At 64.9% G+C, this 15,610-nt stretch carries 15 protein-coding genes; 8 read left to right on the top strand and 7 right to left on the bottom strand.

All coding sequences use genetic code 11. The features are described 5' to 3' along the window. Positions 1–44 precede the first annotated feature (44 nt). From HRQ64_RS00375 to HRQ64_RS00365, 3 genes are read left to right on the top strand one after another with little or no spacing between them, the layout of a single operon-like run. Positions 45–1,049, top strand: coding sequence for a branched-chain amino acid ABC transporter permease (locus HRQ64_RS00375; protein ID WP_172121575.1), 1,005 nt, complete (start codon positions 45–47; stop codon positions 1,047–1,049). After that, entirely contained in the window at positions 1,046–2,332 is a 1,287-nt protein-coding gene (locus tag HRQ64_RS00370) for a branched-chain amino acid ABC transporter permease (protein WP_172121574.1), read from the top strand. The genes HRQ64_RS00375 and HRQ64_RS00370 overlap by 4 nt, the downstream gene beginning before the upstream one ends. A gap of 29 nt (positions 2,333–2,361) precedes the next feature. Beyond that, positions 2,362–3,243, top strand: coding sequence for an EamA family transporter (locus HRQ64_RS00365; RefSeq protein WP_172121573.1), 882 nt, complete (start codon positions 2,362–2,364; stop codon positions 3,241–3,243). A gap of 11 nt (positions 3,244–3,254) precedes the next feature. Here HRQ64_RS00365 and HRQ64_RS00360 read toward each other — a convergent pair whose 3' ends face one another. Both HRQ64_RS00360 and HRQ64_RS00355 read right to left on the bottom strand, forming a co-directional pair. Beyond that, positions 3,255–4,184: an oxidoreductase gene (locus HRQ64_RS00360; protein ID WP_172121572.1), complete on the bottom strand. Its 930-nt coding sequence runs from the start codon at positions 4,182–4,184 to the stop codon at positions 3,255–3,257. Positions 4,185–4,318: 134 nt separating this feature from the next. Then, positions 4,319–5,524 (bottom strand): ABC transporter substrate-binding protein, encoded by a 1,206-nt coding sequence (locus tag HRQ64_RS00355; RefSeq protein ID WP_127754768.1) that lies wholly within the window; start codon positions 5,522–5,524, stop codon positions 4,319–4,321. Between the two features lie 225 nt (positions 5,525–5,749). Here HRQ64_RS00355 and HRQ64_RS00350 point away from each other — a divergent pair, with 225 nt between their 5' ends. The 3 genes from HRQ64_RS00350 to pyc all read left to right on the top strand — a co-directional run bounded on the left by HRQ64_RS00350 (position 5,750) and on the right by pyc (position 10,873). Continuing rightward, a complete protein-coding gene (locus tag HRQ64_RS00350; RefSeq protein ID WP_172121571.1) occupies positions 5,750–6,775 on the top strand; it encodes a glycine betaine ABC transporter substrate-binding protein in 1,026 nt (341 codons plus the stop codon). A 147-nt stretch (positions 6,776–6,922) separates the two neighbouring features. Continuing rightward, positions 6,923–7,339: a TIGR01244 family sulfur transferase gene (locus tag HRQ64_RS00345; protein WP_127754766.1), complete on the top strand. Its 417-nt coding sequence runs from the start codon at positions 6,923–6,925 to the stop codon at positions 7,337–7,339. Between the two features lie 93 nt (positions 7,340–7,432). Next, on the top strand, positions 7,433–10,873 hold the full coding sequence (gene pyc, locus HRQ64_RS00340; protein WP_172121570.1) for a pyruvate carboxylase: 3,441 nt from the start codon (positions 7,433–7,435) through the stop codon (positions 10,871–10,873). 70 nt (positions 10,874–10,943) lie between these two features. Here pyc and HRQ64_RS19930 read toward each other — a convergent pair whose 3' ends face one another. After that, complete coding sequence (locus tag HRQ64_RS19930; protein ID WP_210258474.1) at positions 10,944–11,303, bottom strand: YkvA family protein; 360 nt, start codon at positions 11,301–11,303, stop codon at positions 10,944–10,946. Between the two features lie 112 nt (positions 11,304–11,415). Here HRQ64_RS19930 and ispG point away from each other — a divergent pair, with 112 nt between their 5' ends. Continuing rightward, positions 11,416–12,657, top strand: coding sequence for a flavodoxin-dependent (E)-4-hydroxy-3-methylbut-2-enyl-diphosphate synthase (ispG, locus tag HRQ64_RS00330; protein ID WP_172121569.1), 1,242 nt, complete (start codon positions 11,416–11,418; stop codon positions 12,655–12,657). Next, a complete protein-coding gene (locus tag HRQ64_RS00325) occupies positions 12,654–12,791 on the top strand; it encodes a hypothetical protein (RefSeq protein ID WP_164854910.1) in 138 nt (45 codons plus the stop codon). Before ispG ends, HRQ64_RS00325 begins: the two co-directional genes overlap by 4 nt. On the opposite strand, the gene HRQ64_RS00320 is transcribed toward HRQ64_RS00325, so the two are convergent. From HRQ64_RS00320 to rplS, 4 genes are all read right to left on the bottom strand, one after another. Next, complete coding sequence (locus HRQ64_RS00320) at positions 12,788–13,267, bottom strand: YbaK/EbsC family protein (RefSeq protein WP_172121568.1); 480 nt, start codon at positions 13,265–13,267, stop codon at positions 12,788–12,790. The two genes, HRQ64_RS00325 and HRQ64_RS00320, sit on opposite strands and share 4 nt — an antisense overlap. A gap of 7 nt (positions 13,268–13,274) precedes the next feature. Next, on the bottom strand, positions 13,275–13,910 hold the full coding sequence (locus HRQ64_RS00315; RefSeq protein WP_172121567.1) for an MOSC domain-containing protein: 636 nt from the start codon (positions 13,908–13,910) through the stop codon (positions 13,275–13,277). A gap of 3 nt (positions 13,911–13,913) precedes the next feature. After that, positions 13,914–14,816, bottom strand: a complete 903-nt coding sequence (locus tag HRQ64_RS00310) for a polyprenyl synthetase family protein (protein ID WP_172121566.1) — start codon at positions 14,814–14,816, stop codon at positions 13,914–13,916. Positions 14,817–14,939: 123 nt separating this feature from the next. Beyond that, positions 14,940–15,491, bottom strand: a complete 552-nt coding sequence (gene rplS, locus HRQ64_RS00305) for a 50S ribosomal protein L19 (protein ID WP_172121565.1) — start codon at positions 15,489–15,491, stop codon at positions 14,940–14,942. Between the last annotated feature and the right edge of the window lie 119 nt (positions 15,492–15,610).

Genomic DNA, 15,610 nt, shown 5'->3' with positions numbered 1-15,610 from the left:
CATCGCTCCACCATCCACCCCCTCATCGAGTGCTGGCAGCCCGCATGACCGAACTTGTTTTCTTTATCAACCAGGTGGTGATCGCCGGCGCGGTGCTGGGCTCGATCTATGCGCTGGGGGCGATCGGCATCACGCTGATCTTTGGAATTTTGCGCTTTGCCCATTTCGCCCATTCCGAGCTGATGACCTCGGGGGCCTTTATCGCCTTTTTGCTGGCGGGGGCCTTTGCCGCCTGGGGGATCGTCACGCCCATCCCCACCGGCTTTGTGGTGCTGCCCATCGCCATGGTGCTAGGGGCGCTCTTCGCGCTGGGGATCGACAAGGGGTTCTATGCGCCGCTGCGCAAGCGCGGGGCCCGGCCGGTGACGCTGCTGATCGCTTCCATCGGTGTGACGCTGATGGTGCAGGGCCTGATCCGGCTGTTTTTCGGCGCCGGCTCCTATTCCTTTTTTGAAACCGAAACCAAGGAAGTGTTCCGCATCGACATGTCGGCCTTGGGCTCGACGCGGCCGCTGGTGATCACCGAGCCGCAGGCGCTGATGATTGTCGTCACCGCCATTTCGGTGATTGCGCTGCACCTGTTCCTCACCCGCTCGCGCCTCGGCAAGGCGATGCGCGCCATGGCCGACAATGCGGATCTCGCGCAGGTTTCGGGCATCAACACCGCGCTGGTCGTCCGGGTGACCTGGGTGATCGCAGGGGCGCTGGCGACCATGGCCGGCACCATGCTGGCGCTCGATGTGACGCTCAAGCCCGACCTCGCCTTCAACATCATCCTGCCCATCTTTGCCGCCGCCATTGTGGGCGGGCTGGGTCAGGCTTATGGCGCCATTGCCGGGGGCCTCCTGATCGGCTTTGCCGAAACGCTCGCCGTTTTCAACTGGACCATGGTGCTGCGCCCGCTCAACGCCATCCTGCCCGACTGGCTGCAGCTGCCCGCCACGCTGGCGCTGGTGCCCACCGAATACAAGCTGACCGTGGCCTTCGTGATCCTCGTGGTTACGCTGCTGGTGCGCCCCACCGGTATCTTCAAGGGAGCTTCCTCATGATCGCGCGTTCGGCTGCGCTGTTTGGCGGCCTCTTTGTCCTCATCCTGCTGGTGGGCTGGGTGCTCGGCGCGCCCTTCACCTCGAGCCGCCTCGTGGAGGCGGCCGCCTATGCGCTGATCGCGCTCGGGCTCAACATCCAGTGGGGCTATGGCGGTCTGTTCAATTTCGGCATCATGGGCTTTTTGATGCTGGGGGGCGCGGCCGTCACCTTTATCTCCTATCCCCATGACCCGGCGTTCTGGGCCTCCGAAGGGCCGATGCTGCTGGGGCGCGCGCTCCTCGCCTTTGCCGCGGGCGCGCTGCTGGTGATCGGGGCGCAGCAGTCCCATCATCTGGGCGTGCGCGGTCGTGCCAAGATGGTGCTGATCGTTCTTGCCTGGTTTGTGGCCTATTGCGTTTACCGCAGCCAGATCGATCCGGCCGCCGCCTATATCGAGGCGACCGGCAATGGCTTTGTCGGTGGGCTGGGGCTCCATCCCGTGCTGGGCTGGGCTTTTGGCGGTGTGCTGGCAGCGGGCGTGGCCTTTGTCATCGGCAAGATCTGCCTTGGCCTGCGCTCGGATTACCTGGCCATCGCCACGATCGGCATTTCCGAAATCATCCGTGCGCTGATCAAGAACATGGACTGGCTGACGCGCGGCACGTTGACCGTCTCTCCCATTCCATGGCCGGTGCCGCTGCCGCAATATTACCAGGCTGAGGGCTGGGACGGTACGTCGGCGCTGCTGCTGGCGCGCGGCGGCTTCCTGCTGCTGGCGATCCTTGTGCTCGCAGTCGTCATGTGGCTGGTGTCGCGCGCTTACGCGGGGCCCTGGGGCCGGATGATGCGCGCCATCCGCGACAACTATATTGCCGCGGCTTCCATGGGCAAGGATGTCACCGGGCGCCAGCTCGAGATCTTTATCCTCGGCTCGGTGCTGATGGGCATTGGCGGGGCCATGCTCGTTTCCTTCGTGCAGATTTTTGATCCCTCCTCCTACCAGCCCATCAACCACACTTTCCTGATCTGGGTGATGGTGATCGTCGGTGGCGCCGGCAACAATTGGGGGGCGCTGTTTGGCGCCGTGCTGATCTGGCTCATCTGGGTGGTGAGCGAACCCCTGGCGCGCGCCGTGTTCGACTTTGTCAGCTATTGGTCGAGCTCGGTCGGCTGGGGCGCCATTCCCGATATCGAGTCGCGTTCGGCGCAGATGCGCGTCTTCGTGCTTGGCCTTGTGATCACCATTGCCCTGCGCTTTGCGCCCAAGGGCCTGATCCCCGAAACCGTGCGCCGCGACGCCTAGGCGGGCGCGGCGACAAGGGGAGAAGCGCGGTGTTCTGGATTGCGGCGACGCTGACGGCTGCGGCCCTGCAGACCGTGCGCAATGGCGTGCAGCGGGGCCTGACCGGCACGCTGGGCACGATGGGCGCCACCTATGTGCGCTTCCTTTATGGCCTGCCCTTTGCCATCCTGTTCCTCCTCCTCGTGGCACTGGGTAGCGGCGAGCCGCTCCCTGCCATCGGCGGCTGGGCCGTGCTGTTTGCCCTCGGCGCGGGGCTGTCGCAGATCCTCGCCACGGCACTGATGCTGTGGACGATGAAAAGCCGCTCCTTTGCCGTTACCACCGCCATCATCAAGACCGAACCGGTGCTGGTGGCGCTGGCGGGCCTGCTGCTCCTGGGCGAAGTGCTGCCGCCCCTGGCCCTGTTCGGGATTGTCGTCGCGACGCTCGGCGTGCTGCTGTTGTCGCGGCTGGGTGGGGCGCAAGCGGCGGGACCCAAATCGGTGCTGACCGGGATTTTGGCCGCTGCATTCTTTGCGCTTTCCGCCGTGGGGTTCCGTGCCGCGATCCTTGAGCTGCCATCGGGCTCCCCGGTGCTGCGTTCGAGCGTCGTGCTGGTGCTGGGCCTCGGGCTGCAATCGGCGCTGCTGGTGGGCTGGATGCTGCTGTTGGATCGCGCTACCCTGCGCAAGGTCGCGGGTGCCTGGCGCCAGTCGCTGCCGGCCGGTTTTGCCGGTGCCGCCGCTTCCCAATTCTGGTTTATCGGCTTTGCGCTGACGAGCGCCGCCAATGTGCGCACCCTGGCGCTGGTCGAGATCCTGTTTGCGCAGGCTTTTGCCTGGGTCACCAGCCGGGCGGTGCCTGAGCGGCGCGACCTCTTGGGCATGGCGGTGCTGGTCGTGGGGCTGCTGCTGTTGCTGCTCAACAGCTAGGGCGCTAGCGCCTAGAGCGTGCCCGAGCCATAGACCACATTGGTGGCGTTCTGCGATTCAGCCCATAGGCGCTCGGCCGCCTCTTCGTCTTCGCCAAGCTTGGGCCATTGCACCAGCGCCGGCTTGCCGCGCCAGCCGCCCAGCCCCGCCGGGCCCACAAAGGCCAAGGGCGGCAGATCGTCTTCCACCGCGGCGGCCACGCTGGGCAGCGCACCGGCGGCCGCCGATTGGCTCAAGATGCCAGTAAAAAGGCCCGTGACCCGACCGATGCCGCGTTTGCCCGTGATATTGGCGAAGAGGCCGGTATTGGCAAAGCCAGGATGGGCCACCGTAACGCGCAAGTTCCAGCTCTCGCTATCGCTCAGCTTTTGCAGATGGCGCGCCCACAGGAGGTTGGCCAACTTGGATTGCCCGTAAGCAGCCATGGGCTGGTAGTTCTGGTCGCTTTGCAGGTCATCGAAGTTCATCTTGGCGTGCCGGGCGGCATTGCTGGACACTGCCACCACCCGCGCACCATCGGTTTTCAGCAACAGCGGCAGCAGGTGACCGGTCAGCGCGAAATGGCCGAGGTGATTGGTGCCGAACTGCAGTTCGAATCCGTCCACCGTGGTCTGCCGCTCGGGCGGCATCATCACCCCGGCATTGTTGATGAGAATATCGAGCCGGGCATATTGGGCTAGCACCCGTGCCGCGCAGGCGGCAACGCTGGCAAGGTCCGCCAGATCCAGCTGCTCGAAATCGAGTTTGCCGCGGGGGGACGTAGCAGCGATGGTGCGGATGGCCGCGGCGCCTTTTTCGCCGTTGCGGCCCGCGATGATCACTGTCGCGCCGGCACCGGCCAGCATGCGTGCGGTTTCGAGCCCCAGACCGCCCGTGGCGCCGGTGACAAGGGCGACCTTGCCGGTTTGGCTGGGAATATCGGCTTCGCTGCTGATCTGCATGGTGAGTGCTCCGGGGTCAGGGCGGCAAGGGCGCGCCAGTCTCGCCAACAGGAAACCGCTTGATGTCGGCAGGTTCCCAAAGAAAAAGGCCCGGGGTGATCCCGGGCCTTCGGAAGGAGCGCTGAAAACCGAGCTTACTCGATCTCGCCCTTTTCAACGAAAGCGCCGTTTTCCACCGCCAGTTCCACGATGATGCCGTCCACGTCGCCAGCTTCATCAAAGTCGAGCGCGCCGCCGGCGCCCTCGTAATCGATGTCCTTGCCTTCGGCGATCAGCGCCTTGGCCTTTTCCCATTCGCCGGGGAGGATCTTTTCGCCAGGAGCGGAGGCCACTTCGCGCAGCGCGCCCACGAGGCCTTCGCGGTCGGTGGAGCCGTTCTTTTCGATGGCGAGCGCCAAAAGGAAGGCGGCATCATAGGCCTGGGGAGCATAGGTGGCGTTGGCTTCGAGGCCCGCCGCGGTCGCCAGGTCCACATAGGTCGTGGTGGCTTCGCCAGCCGGAGCACCGGCGCGGGTGGCGATCATGCCCTCGACCGAGCCGGCATCTATGCCGGTCAGCAGGTCGTCGCCGACCATGCCGTCGCCGCCCACGAAGAGGGTGAAGTTGCCCGATTCCACGGCCTGGCGCAGGATGGTGTTGCCCGAGGCATTGGCATAGGCCAGCACGACCAGGTTCTGCGAGGCGACGAGATTGCCCAGCTCGGCGCGATAGTCGGCCTTGCCTTCTTCATGGGCGAGGTTGGCAGCAACGGTGCCGCCCGCGGCGGTATAGGCGGCCGCAAGCGCGTCGGCCAGGCCCTTGCCGTAGTCATTGTTCACATAGGTGATGGCGATGTCGTTGATGCCCTTGCTGATCAGCAGGTCGGCCATCTTGACGCCCTGCATGGCGTCCGACGGGGTGGTGCGGAACACGAGGTCGTTGTCCTCGAGCGTGGTCAGCGCCGGCGCGGAAGACGCGGGCGAGATAAACACGACATTGCCCGACAGGCCCGAGCCATTGAAGGCGCCGATGGTTTCGCCGGTGCACAACGCGCCCACGACACCAACGACGTTTTCCGTGTTGATCAGGCGGTCGGCGGCGCCGGCAGCAGCGGTGGCGTCGCAAGCGCCGTCCGCCGAAACGAGGGACAGTTCACCGTCCAGGATGCCGCCTTGTTCGTTGACCTGCTTGACCACGAGTTCGGCGCCGGCAAAAATTGGCGGGGTCAGGCTTTCGATGGGTCCCGTGAACCCGCCGACGAAACCGATCTTGGCGCCGGTTTCCTGAGCAATGGCGGGCGCTGCAACGAGGAGCGTCGAAGCGGCCACGGCCAGGGTCAGGGTCTTCTTGAAATTCTGCATTGTGATCCCTCTGCTTGGGTTGCGCCGCCCAGCAGCCTTGGTGGCGGCTTTTTGTGGTGGAACAACGACAATCGGGGGCACAAAGCATGCCCCTCGGGCGCGACTGTTGCACATCTGCCCGCCCCGAGTCATCCGCAATTGGTGAAGCGGCAAGCCCCTGCGAAGTGTTGCTTAACGCGCGGCCCTTGCGCATAGAAAAGCGGGCGCCGCAGGAGAAACAGCAGCATGAAACAGTGGTGGACGAGTGCGCTCCTGGCGGCGACGGTGGTGTTGGGCACCAATCCCGCATTAGCGCAGGTCACAACGCTTGAGACCCCGGGCGGGACCGCATCCGCCCAGGCACCGGCGCCATCCACCTGCGGCAGCCAGCCCATGACGATTGCCCGCATGAGCTGGCCTTCGGCGGCGCTGCTGGCCGAGATCCATGCGCGGGTGTTGCGCGACGCCTTTGGCTGCCAAAGCCAGGTGCTGCCCGGCGACATGGCCAATGTGGGCTCGTCCATGGGTTCAACCGGGCAGCCGGCCATTGCGCCCGAGATGTGGGTCACGCGCATCGCCGAAGTGTGGAACACCGGATTGGAAGCGCAAAAGCTGCGCGCCGCCGGTGACACCTATGGGGAGGAAGCGTTCGAGGGCTGGTTCATCCCAGATTACGTGGCTGCGAGCCGTCCTGAGCTGGAAAGTGCGGCGGGCCTCGCCGAAGCGCTGCCTGCCTTGGGGGGCGATGGTCCGGTCAAGTTTATCTCCTGTCCAGCCGACTGGGCCTGTGCCCTGATCAACCGCAATTTGATCCGGGCGCTGGGCCTCGAGGACCTGCTCGAAGTGGTCGAGCCGGCCAACCGGTTCGAAATGGATACCCTGATCGCCTCGGCGGTGAGCGCCAAGGAGCCCTTCGTATTCTATTATTGGCAGCCCAATGCCGTTTTGGCGCAGTTTGACTTCGCCGGGCTCGACATGGGCGCCTATGACGAGGCGGCGGCGCAATGCCTGGCGCGACTCCAGTGCCCCGAACCCAAGCCGTCGGCCTTCGTGCCTGACGTCGTGGTGGGAGCTCTGGCCGAATGGGTGTTCACCGAAGCACCCCAGATTGCCGCCTATTTCAGTCGGGCCAGCATGCCGGTGTCGGAGATGAACACTCTCCTCGCCCAGATCAACGAACCCGGCGCCACGGTAGAAGCGGTGGCCGACCGGTTTGTGGCCGAGCGAGGCGAGCTGTGGCGCGATTGGGTTGGCACGCCGCCCGCGCCCTAGCGCTGGGCCCGCCCGCGCCCCGGCGCTGGGCCTGCCCCACCCCCCAGCGCGGTGCATGGCCCTTATCCTTCCGTCTTGGTTGCATGGCTTGCCGGGGCGGATATAGTTCGCCCATGCCCCTAGTCGGGCGCCAGCAGGAGCAGAGCCTTGGATTTGAAGCGGATCAACGATCGCATTACCGTATCGGGCCAGATCAATCCCGAAGATGTAGCAGCGCTCAAGGCCGCGGGGTTCACCACCATCATCAATAACCGCCCGGATGGGGAATCGCCCGACCAGCCGGAAGGCGCCGCCATCGCCGCCGCCGCCGAGGCTGCCGGCCTCGTCTATCACGCCATTCCCCTTGGGCGCGAAGGCGTGTCGCCCGACATGGTGGAACAGACCCAGGCCGCGATTGCCGCCAGCCCCGGTCCCGTTTTCGCCTTTTGCCGCTCGGGCACGCGTTCGACGACGCTGTGGGCGCTGTCCCAAGCCGGTCAACAGGATGCGGGCGAGATCATCCGCCAGGCCGGGGAAGCGGGCTATGACATGTCCCACCTCGCCGGACATCTGAACAGCAAGTGATTGCGCATTGGGGTCCCGGTTCAACCGGGGCCCCTTTGCATTTCTGAGCCGCGTTGTTGCGCCCCAATCCCCTCTGGCCGGGAATTTAAATCGATGCCAATCAAGAAAATCCTTGTTGCCAATCGCAGCGAGATCGCCATTCGCGTGTTCCGGGCCGCCAATGAACTCGGGCTCAAGACCGTTGCGGTGTTTGCCGAAGAAGACAAACTGGCGCTGCATCGCTTCAAGGCCGACGAGGCCTATCTGATCGGGGTGGGCAAGGGGCCCGTCGAGGCCTATCTGCAGATCGACGAATATATCCGGGTGGCGCGCCTGTCGGGCGCCGATGCCATCCACCCCGGCTATGGGCTCCTCTCGGAAAGCCCGGAATTCGCCGATGCCTGCGAGGCGGCCGGGATCGTTTTCATCGGCCCCAAGGCGCAGACCATGCGTGATCTCGGCAACAAGGTTGCCGCCCGCAACATGGCGATCGCCGCCGGAGTGCCGGTGGTGCCGGCCACCGACGCGCTGCCCGATGATCTCGATGCGGTCAAGGCCAGGGCGGCCGAGATCGGTTATCCGCTGATGCTGAAAGCCAGCTGGGGCGGGGGCGGGCGCGGCATGCGCCGGATCATGGATGAATCAACGCTGCTGGCCGAGGTCTCGGAAGGCAAGCGCGAAGCCAAGGCGGCCTTTGGCAAGGACGAGATGTATCTTGAAAAGCTCGTCGAACGGGCCCGCCATGTCGAGGTGCAACTCGTGGGGGATGATCACGGCAATCTCGTGCATCTTTTCGAGCGCGACTGCTCGGTGCAGCGGCGCAACCAGAAAGTGGTGGAGCGCGCGCCCGCCCCGTACCTATCGGAAGAGGTGCGCACCAAGCTCACCGATGCGGCGCTGCGGCTGGGCAATGCCGCTCGCTATCGCGGCGCGGGCACGGTCGAGTTCCTGATGGATGCCGACACCGATGAGTTCTACTTCATCGAGGTCAATCCCCGCATCCAGGTGGAGCATACGGTCACCGAGGAAGTGACGGGCATCGACATCGTCAAGGCGCAGATCAAGCTGCTCGACGGGGCGGTGATCGGCACCCCGGAATCAGGCGTGCCCCTCCAGGCCGACATCAAGCTGCATGGCAATGCCATCCAGTGCCGGGTGACGACGGAAGATCCCGAGCAGAACTTCATTCCCGATTATGGCCGCATTACCGCTTATCGCGGTGCCACCGGCTTTGGCGTGCGCCTCGATGGCGGCACGGCTTATGCGGGGGCGGTGATCACCCGCTACTACGACCCGCTGCTGGAAAAGGTCACCTGCTGGGCCCCGACGCCCAAGGAAGCCATTGCCCGCATGCATCGCGCCCTGCGCGAGTTCCGTATCCGGGGCGTATCGACTAACCTGGCCTTTCTCGAAAACATCATCACCCACCCAGATTTCGTCGAGAACCGCTATACGACGCGCTTCATCGACACGACGCCGGCGCTGTTCGACATTGCCCGCCGCAAGGACCGGGCGACCAAGCTCCTCAGCTACATCGCCGATGTGACGATCAACGGGCATCCCGAAGTGCGCGACCGCCCGCGTCCGCCCGCCGATGCAGCGGCCCCTGTCGTGCCGCAGTTCGCGCCGCCTGCCGCAGCCGAAGGCAGCCGCCAGGTGCTGGAGCGCGAAGGGCCAAAGGGCCTTGCCGAGTGGATGAAAGGGCAGAAACGCGTCCTCTTCACCGACACCACGATGCGCGATGCGCATCAAAGCCTGCTCGCCACGCGGATGCGCTCGTTCGACATCACGCGGGTGGCGCAGGCCTATGCCAATGGGCTGCCGAACCTGTTTTCGCTGGAGTGCTGGGGCGGGGCGACCTTTGATGTCGCCATGCGCTTCCTCAATGAAGACCCCTGGGAGCGGCTGGCGCAAGTGCGCGATGGCGCCCCCAAAATCCTGACGCAGATGCTGCTGCGCGGCTCCAACGGCGTGGGCTACACCAATTACCCCGACAATGTGGTGCGCTTCTTTGTGCAGCAGGCCGCCAAGGGGGGCGTGGATGTGTTCCGCGTCTTTGATTGCCTCAACTGGGTCGACAATATGCGCGTCGCCATGGACGCGGTGCTCGAGGCCGACAAGGTCTGCGAAGGCGTGCTCTGCTATACCGGGGACATGCTGGACCCCGACCGGTCCAAATATGACCTCAAATACTATGTGGCGCTGGCCAAGGAATTGGAAGCGGCCGGCAGCCATGTGCTGGGCATCAAGGACATGGCTGGCGTGCTCAAGCCCGCCGCCGCGCGCAAGCTCGTGGCAACTCTGAAGGACGAAGTGGGTCTGCCCATTCACCTGCATACCCACGACACCTCAGGGGCGGCCGCCGCGACGGTGCTGGCGGCGGTGGAAGCAGGCGTTGATGCGGTGGATGCGGCGATGGATGCCCTGAGTGGCACGACCTCGCAGCCCACACTCGGCTCGCTCGCGGCAGCGCTGGCGGATGGCGAGCGCGACAGCGAGCTCGACGCCAAGGCCATCCGGCAGATCTCGTTTTACTGGGAAGCCGTGCGCACGCAGTATCGTGCCTTTGAAAGCGATCTGCGCGCGGGGGCTTCGGAAGTCTATCTGCATGAAATGCCGGGCGGGCAGTTCACCAATCTCAAGGAACAGGCCCGCTCACTTGGCCTCGAAACCCGCTGGCACGAGGTCGCCCAGACCTATGCCGACGTCAACCAGATGTTCGGCGATATCGTCAAGGTCACGCCCAGCTCCAAGGTCGTGGGCGACATGGCTCTTGCCATGGTCTCGGCCGGCCTCACGCGCGCCGAGGTGGAAGACCCCAGGCGCGACATCGCCTTCCCCGATTCGGTGGTGGGGTTCTTTGCCGGCGATCTCGGCCAGCCGCCCGGCGGCTTTCCGCCTGCCTTGCAGAAAAAGGTGCTGAAGGGCCGCGAGCCGCTGACCGAACGGCCGGGCTCCTATCTGCCCCCGGTGGATCTGGAAGCCGAGCGGACCCGCATTGCCGAGGAAGTGGGGCACGAGGTCGATGATTATCGCCTGGCGTCAGCGCTGATGTATCCGAAAGTCTTTGCCGACTTCGCCAAGACCCAGGACCGCTACGGTCCCACCGCAGTGCTGCCCACCCCGGTGTACTTCTATGGGCTGGTTGAGGGCCAGGAACTGCTCGTCGACATCGAAAAGGGCAAGACGCTGGTGGTCAACTATCTCGGCCGCGCGGAAACCAACGAGAAGGGCGAAGTGCGGGTGTTCTTTGACCTCAATGGTCAGCCGCGCACCATCACCGTGCCCGATCGCCTCAAGGCCGGCGAGGTCAAGCTGCGCGCCAAGGCGGCGCTGGGGGATAGCAAGCAGGTCGGTGCGCCCATGCCCGGGGTGATCTCGACCCTCGCGGTCAAGGAAGGGCAGTCGGTGTTTGCCGGGGATGTGCTGTGTTCCATCGAAGCCATGAAGATGGAAACCGCCATTCATGCCGAAGCCGATGGCGTCGTCGCCGAAGTGCTGGTCAAGCCGGGAGATCAGATCGACGCCAAGGACCTGCTGGTGCGCATGGAGTAGCCGCGGAAGCGATCCCGCGGCTCGATGGAGCTACTTCTGCCGCTGTCCCGGCTTGAACCGGGCCAGTGGGTCAAAGCCGGCGGGCCTTGCCGTCGATGACATTGCCCTGAGTAGGACGAGCGGCGCGGGCACCGGCCCGGGCCTTTTCGCCGCGCACTTCGAGCGGCAGCATACCGACGATCCAGCTTACCAGCAGGGGCACGATGACCATGTCATCGACGATGCCAAGGAAGGGCAGCACGTCGGGGATCAGGTCGACCGGACTGATCAGGTACAGCGGCACCAGCAGCATGGCGAATTTGAGCGCCAGCGGCGTTTCCGCGTGCCGGAAGCCGCGCCAAAGCAGCAGCAGTTCCTTGCGGAAGATAAAGAACCGGCCCACGGTGAAGCGACCGAGCAAATTGAGGGGCGAGAAGAGGTTTTTCATCATAGCTCTTAAATGGCCCTGGCTCGCTTTAGTTCAAGACCTCCCCGTTCACGTAAGCGTCGGATTGCGCTTGTAGGCTGCTCGCCTTATTTGTGGCTCAGCAAAGAGGTGTTTCATGTCGGGCCCGGCACTGCGCAGGCAATCGGTTGGAGTCAATGTTGGCGGGGTCCTGGTCGGCGGGGGCGCACCGGTCGTGGTGCAATCCATGACCAATACCGATACCGCCGATATCGATGCGACCGTGCGGCAGGTGATGCAGCTGGCGCGAGCGGGCTCCGAAATCGTTCGGATCACCGTGGACCGCGACGAGTCGGCGGCGGCCGTACCGCATATTCGCGACCGCCTGGCCTTCATGGGCTATGACGTGCCGCTGGTGGGTGACTTCCACTATATCGGCCACAAGCTTCTTACGGATCACCCGGCCTGCGCCGAGGCGCTGGCGAAATACCGCATCAATCCGGGCAATGTGGGCTTCAAGGCCAAGCGCGACACGCAGTTCTCGACGCTGATCGAGCTCGCCATTCGCTACAACAAGCCGGTGCGGATCGGGGTCAATTGGGGCTCGCTCGATGAAGAGCTGCTCACGCGGCTGATGGACGAAAACGCGATTTCAGCGGCGCCGATTTCGGCCGCCGCCGTGCAGCGCGAGGCGATTATCCAGTCGGCCCTGCTGTCGGCGCGCCGCGCCGAGGAAATTGGGCTCGGGCGCGACAAGATCATCCTCTCCACCAAAGTCAGTGATGTGCAGCATCTGATCGCCGTCTATCAGGATCTGGCGGCACGCTGCGATTATGCGCTCCATCTCGGGCTGACCGAGGCAGGCATGGGCTCCAAGGGCATTGTGGCCTCCTCGGCCGCGCTTGGCATTCTCCTCCAGCAGGGGATTGGCGACACGATCCGCATTTCGCTGACCCCCGAGCCGGGTGGGGATCGCACCACCGAGGTCAAGGTGGCCCAGGAGCTGCTGCAGACCATGGGGTTCCGCCAGTTTCTGCCGGTGGTGGCTGCGTGCCCGGGCTGCGGGCGCACCACCTCCACCACGTTCCAAACGCTGGCCAAGGACATCCAGGATCACCTCTCCGCCTCCATGCCCGAATGGAAGGAACGCTATCCCGGCGTTGAAACCCTGTCGGTCGCGGTGATGGGCTGCATCGTCAATGGCCCGGGTGAATCCAAGCACGCCAATATCGGCATCTCGCTGCCCGGCACCGGGGAAACCCCGGCGGCGCCCGTCTTCGTCGATGGCCAGAAGGTTGCGACGCTGCGCGGAGCCGATGTCGCCGACCAGTTCAAGGTGATGGTGGCCGATTATATCGAGCGCAAATTCGGTGCCGGCCAGCAAACGGCGGCGGAATGACTGAAGAGTCTGAGGAGCGGCAAGGGCGCCGCAGCGCCCTGCAGCTGCTTTATGGCAACAAGCGGCGCTGGATCTATATCGGTGCCCTGATCGTGGCGCTGCTCGTGCTCAAGGCGCTGGGAGTGCTCGACTAGGGCGTGACCGCCTCGGGGACAAGGCAGGCATCCACCCATTGGTTGCCGCAGAGTTCGGCCAGCCGCTCGACGCTGAGGCGCACCGAGGAATGGGTGTCCCCGCCGGCCGGAATGACTTCGTCATAGATCTTGAGCGATTGATCGAGGAAAATCGGCAGCGGCTGGGGCAGGCCGAAGGGGCAAACGCCGCCCACCTTGTGGCTCGTGAGCTGCTCCACCTCCTCGGCTCCCAGCATGCGGGGGCGGCCGCCGAGCGCGGTTTTGGCCTTGGTGTTGTCGAGCCGCGCATCGCCACGCGTCACGAGTAGCAGCACTTCCCCCCTCACCCGGATGCACAGCGTCTTGGCGATCTGTCCGGGCGCGCAGCCATGCACCGCCGCCGCCAGATCGACCGTTGAGGTCGCCTCGGTCGTTTCGATGATGGGCAGGTCGGGGGCACGCAGCGCCAGGTCGGCGCGGACAGATTGCAGGGTCATGAAATCCTCAGAACAGGCGGGCGAGCCGCGAGGCGAAATCGTCGCGCAGCTTGTGGTGCAGGGGCGCCGCAAGCGCGCGGCGCAGGATGGATGGATTGGGATCGCGCACCCCGTCCAGCGCCATCAGTTCGGCGACGGTGATGCGGGCCCCGGCAAAGGGGGTGTAGGTGACCGCCATTCCCGCGGCGACTTCGCCAGTCGCCAGCACGCGGCAATAGGCGCCGGGGCGGTTGGCGCGATGAAAGCGCTTGGCCCAGCGCGGATCGCCCATGCGGGCGCTGAAGGTCAGGCAGGGCGTGCGGTGGGAGGTGACTTCGAGCTCCACCGCCCCGAGGCCGAAGCGATCACCGACGGCGATGGCGCGACCTTCGAAGCCCTCGAGCAGCAGGTTTTCGCCGAAGGTACCGGGCAGGGGCTCATCGCCCAGTTCTCCGGCCCACCAGCGATAATCGTCGGCGAAATAAAGGTAGACCGCCTGATCGACGCCACCATGATGCTTGCGGTCCATCACCGCATCGCCGGCCAAGCCGAGCGTGTCGATGGCGACAGGGTCCTCCACCGCGGTCTTGAAGATGCCGGTCTTGGCCTTCTTGCCCGGGATCGGCTGGGGCGTTCCGCAGCAGACGGCAAGCAACTGGGGCACCCGCTAATGCTCCCGGCTGGCGAAATAGCGGGCCGTGGCGCGCAAGCCGTCGGCTTTGGGGCCGAAGGTGCGCAGGGCCAGCAAAGCCTCGTTGACGGTGCGCGACAGGGCCGTGCGAGCCCCATCAAGTCCAAGCGAGGCCACAAGGGTCTGCTTGCCCGCCTCGGCATCCTTGCCGGTGGCCTTGCCCATGATTTCGGGCGAGGCGGTGACATCGAGAATATCGTCGGCGAGCTGGAAGGCGCGACCGGCCGCTTCGGCATAAGCGGTGAGGGCCGAAAGGGCGCGGCCATCGGTCGTGCCGAGCAGGGCTCCGATCCGCACGCTGGCGCGGATCAGGGCGCCGGTTTTCATCGCCTGCATAGTGGCAATTTCGGTAGGGGTCAGGGAAGCGCCTTCGCCGGCAATGTCGCGCATTTGCCCCCCAACCATGCCCCCAGCGCCGCTCCCGGCAACGAGCTCCCCAACCAGGGCAATGCGCACCGCAGGATCGGGATGGCATTCGGGGCTGGAAAGGAGCCCAAAAGCATGGGTGAGGAGCGCATCTCCCGCAAGGATCGCGGTGGCGTCGTCATAGGCCTTGTGCACGGTGGGGCGGCCGCGGCGCAGATCATCGTCATCCATGGCTGGAAGATCGTCATGCACCAGGGAATAGCAATGCACCAGTTCCACCGCGAGGCCCGCCATCAGCGATTGGGCAGGTGGCACATTGAACACCGCCGAGGCCTGGCGCACGAGCAGGGGCCGCAGCCGCTTGCCGCCGGCGAGGCTGCCGTGGCGCATGGCAGCGATCAAGCGCTCGGGAGCCGGGCCGGGGCCCGAAAGGCGGGTCGCACCGAGCGCCCGATCCAGCGCGGTTTCCACGGCAAGCGCACAATCGGCAATGTCGGCGGCAAAATCGTACATGGGTTTGTTGCTAGCCGTTCGCCGCCCAAGCGGCAAGGGGGCGGGGGATGCGAGGCGCACCCGGCAAAACAAAGGCCCGGCTGGTGGCCGGGCCTTTGCAGAAATGGGGAGGAGGTCGTGAGCTTATTCGCTCTTGGTCTCGGCAGCAGCGGCTTCCTGCTCGGCAGCAGCAGCAGCAGCAGCGGCTGCAGCTTCCGCGTCCTTGGCAGCCTGCTCGGCGGCAAAAGCCTCGGCAGCGGCGACCTTTTCGGCGTCACGCGCATCGCGAGCAGCCTGGGCCGCCGTACGCTCTTCAGCCTCGATCTTCTTGGTGCGGGCGTTGGTCGATTCGAAAATACGGGCCGACTTGCCGCGACGATCGCGCAGGTAATAAAGCTTGGCGCGACGCACCTTGCCGCGCTTGAGCACTTCAACCGAAGCGATATTGGGCGAATAAAGCGGGAACACGCGTTCCACGCCTTCACCATAGGAAATCTTGCGCACGGTGAAGCTGGCGGTCAGGCCGCCACCGTTGAGAGCGATAACGACGCCTTCGTAGGCCTGCAGACGCTCTTTTTCGCCTTCGCGGATCTTGACCCACACCTTGACGGTATCGCCATGGGTGAATTCGGGAAGAGTGCGCTTGGCGGCGAGCTGCTCAACATGCTCAGCATTGAGCTGCTGGATGATATTCATGATCCGTCCTGATCTTTTCACTGGGGCAGTTGTTCGAGCCTTGCGGCGCGATGCCCGGTCTTGGTTACAACGGAGAGTTTGGTCTTCTTGTTGTCGTCGGCAGCGGGTCCGATAGCCCA

It is taken from the genome of Devosia sp. 919, from assembly GCF_013185965.1.
In the GTDB taxonomy this organism is placed as follows: domain Bacteria; phylum Pseudomonadota; class Alphaproteobacteria; order Rhizobiales; family Devosiaceae; genus Devosia.
This window is presented reverse-complemented; position numbering and strand designations above follow the sequence as displayed.

Excerpts from the sequence above, each read along its gene's own strand:
- HRQ64_RS00310 (WP_172121566.1), bottom strand. The coding sequence starts at position 14,816 with ATGTACGATTTTGCCGCCGACATTGCCGATTGTGCGCTTGCCGTGGAA.
- HRQ64_RS19930 (WP_210258474.1), bottom strand. The coding sequence starts at position 11,303 with ATGATGAAAAACCTCTTCTCGCCCCTCAATTTGCTCGGTCGCTTCACC.
- HRQ64_RS00370 (WP_172121574.1), top strand. The coding sequence starts at position 1,046 with ATGATCGCGCGTTCGGCTGCGCTGTTTGGCGGCCTCTTTGTCCTCATC.
- HRQ64_RS00320 (WP_172121568.1), bottom strand. The coding sequence starts at position 13,267 with ATGACCCTGCAATCTGTCCGCGCCGACCTGGCGCTGCGTGCCCCCGAC.
- HRQ64_RS00355 (WP_127754768.1), bottom strand. The coding sequence starts at position 5,524 with ATGCAGAATTTCAAGAAGACCCTGACCCTGGCCGTGGCCGCTTCGACG.
- HRQ64_RS00360 (WP_172121572.1), bottom strand. The coding sequence starts at position 4,184 with ATGCAGATCAGCAGCGAAGCCGATATTCCCAGCCAAACCGGCAAGGTC.
- rplS (WP_172121565.1), bottom strand. The coding sequence starts at position 15,491 with ATGAATATCATCCAGCAGCTCAATGCTGAGCATGTTGAGCAGCTCGCC.
- HRQ64_RS00350 (WP_172121571.1), top strand. The coding sequence starts at position 5,750 with ATGAAACAGTGGTGGACGAGTGCGCTCCTGGCGGCGACGGTGGTGTTG.
- HRQ64_RS00375 (WP_172121575.1), top strand. The coding sequence starts at position 45 with ATGACCGAACTTGTTTTCTTTATCAACCAGGTGGTGATCGCCGGCGCG.
- HRQ64_RS00325 (WP_164854910.1), top strand. The coding sequence starts at position 12,654 with ATGACTGAAGAGTCTGAGGAGCGGCAAGGGCGCCGCAGCGCCCTGCAG.
- pyc (WP_172121570.1), top strand. The coding sequence starts at position 7,433 with ATGCCAATCAAGAAAATCCTTGTTGCCAATCGCAGCGAGATCGCCATT.
- ispG (WP_172121569.1), top strand. The coding sequence starts at position 11,416 with ATGTCGGGCCCGGCACTGCGCAGGCAATCGGTTGGAGTCAATGTTGGC.